Annotated in this window: 6 tRNA genes and 1 rRNA gene (1 of these 7 running past the window's edge); all 7 read left to right on the top strand. The window is 49.5% G+C overall.

Annotated elements, in window-relative coordinates:
* Window positions 1–211: 211 nt before the first annotated feature.
* Window positions 212–287, top strand: a tRNA-Lys gene (locus CD003_RS16625).
* Window positions 288–295: 8 nt separating this feature from the next.
* Window positions 296–380: transfer RNA gene (locus CD003_RS16620), tRNA-Leu, on the top strand.
* 63 nt (window positions 381–443) lie between these two features.
* Window positions 444–532, top strand: a tRNA-Leu gene (locus tag CD003_RS16615).
* A 24-nt stretch (window positions 533–556) separates the two neighbouring features.
* A tRNA-Arg gene (locus CD003_RS16610) sits at window positions 557–633 on the top strand.
* Window positions 634–640: 7 nt separating this feature from the next.
* Window positions 641–717: transfer RNA gene (locus CD003_RS16605), tRNA-Pro, on the top strand.
* A 14-nt stretch (window positions 718–731) separates the two neighbouring features.
* Window positions 732–807, top strand: a tRNA-Ala gene (locus tag CD003_RS16600).
* A gap of 200 nt (window positions 808–1,007) precedes the next feature.
* A 16S ribosomal RNA gene (locus CD003_RS16595) occupies window positions 1,008–2,040 on the top strand; it runs 369 nt beyond the window's last position.

The following is a 2,040-nucleotide window of genomic DNA, read 5'->3' as shown; positions in this document are numbered from 1 at the left end:
CAGTAGGTTGGGGGTTCAAGTCCTCTTGCCGGCATTCTTTTTAGATTCAAGAGCCATTAGCTCAGTTACGAGCAAATCCTCTCAGAATATTCTACGAGTTGTCTCGACGGATAAACATAGAAGCATTTCTCTAGTAGAGGAAGAGACAGGAAAGCTACGGAGCGAAACATCGTCCGTAAACATCATGAACTACTTACAGTTTAAACTTCAAGAGCCATTAGCTCAGTTGGTAGAGCATCTGACTTTTAATCAGAGGGTCGAAGGTTCGAATCCTTCATGGCTCACCATTTTCAATGCGGGTGTGGCGGAATTGGCAGACGCGCTAGACTTAGGATCTAGTGTCTTATGACGTGGGGGTTCAAGTCCCTTCACCCGCACCAAAGTTATTTCTTAAAGTTACAATCCAATATTTATAATATATATTTTATTGGTTTTGTGAATATGCCGGGGTGGTGGAATTGGCAGACACACAGGACTTAAAATCCTGCGGTAGGTGACTATCGTGCCGGTTCAAGTCCGGCCCTCGGCACCATTAAATCTAAAAGTAAAGATATTTGCGCCCTTAGCTCAGCTGGATAGAGTGCTTGACTACGAATCAAGAGGTCGGGAGTTCGAATCTCTCAGGGCGCACCACTATTTACGGGAAGTAGCTCAGCTTGGCAGAGCACTTGGTTTGGGACCAAGGGGTCGCAGGTTCAAATCCTGTCTTCCCGACCATTATATTTTCTTTAGGGGCCTTAGCTCAGCTGGGAGAGCGCCTGCCTTGCACGCAGGAGGTCAGCGGTTCGATCCCGCTAGGCTCCACCAAAAACAGTATCAATTTATTGTTGACATATCGAACCTAGTATGTTAAATTATATAAGGTCGATTACAAGACGATATTTGTTCTTTGAAAACTGAACAAGACAAAAGCCAAGCGTAAAAGAGATGTAAATACATCTCGTTAATTTTCTCGATTTTTTAAAATCGAAACGTCACGTTTGTGACAGTGAGCTTATATCACACTTTCTACGGAGAGTTTGATCCTGGCTCAGGACGAACGCTGGCGGCGTGCCTAATACATGCAAGTCGAGCGGACTGAAGGGAGCTTGCTCCCGGACGTTAGCGGCGGACGGGTGAGTAACACGTAGGCAACCTGCCTTGTAGACTGGGATAACTTCGGGAAACCGGAGCTAATACCGGATGTTAGATAATTCGCGCATGCGTGTTATCTTAAAGTTGGCCTCGGCTAACACTACAAGATGGGCCTGCGGCGCATTAGCTAGTTGGTAAGGTAGTGGCTTACCAAGGCGACGATGCGTAGCCGACCTGAGAGGGTGATCGGCCACACTGGGACTGAGACACGGCCCAGACTCCTACGGGAGGCAGCAGTAGGGAATCTTCCGCAATGGACGAAAGTCTGACGGAGCAACGCCGCGTGAGCGATGAAGGCCTTCGGGTCGTAAAGCTCTGTTGTTAGGGAAGAACAAGTGCCGTTCAAATAGGGCGGCACCTTGACGGTACCTAACCAGAAAGCCACGGCTAACTACGTGCCAGCAGCCGCGGTAATACGTAGGTGGCAAGCGTTGTCCGGAATTATTGGGCGTAAAGCGCGCGCAGGCGGTCTTTTAAGTCTGATGTGAAAGCCCACGGCTCAACCGTGGAGGGTCATTGGAAACTGGGAGACTTGAGTACAGAAGAGGAGAGTGGAATTCCACGTGTAGCGGTGAAATGCGTAGATATGTGGAGGAACACCAGTGGCGAAGGCGACTCTCTGGTCTGTAACTGACGCTGAGGCGCGAAAGCGTGGGGAGCAAACAGGATTAGATACCCTGGTAGTCCACGCCGTAAACGATGAGTGCTAGGTGTTAGGGGTTTCGATGCCCTTAGTGCCGAAGTTAACACATTAAGCACTCCGCCTGGGGAGTACGGCCGCAAGGCTGAAACTCAAAGGAATTGACGGGGGCCCGCACAAGCGGTGGAGCATGTGGTTTAATTCGAAGCAACGCGAAGAACCTTACCAGGTCTTGACATCCTTTGACCACCCTAGAGATAGGGCTT

Source organism: Bacillus sp. FJAT-45350 (assembly GCF_002335805.1).
Taxonomy (GTDB): Bacteria; Bacillota; Bacilli; order Bacillales; family NISU01; genus FJAT-45350.
The sequence above is the reverse complement of the archived record's forward strand: the minus strand, read 5'-3'. Positions and strand labels throughout refer to the sequence as shown.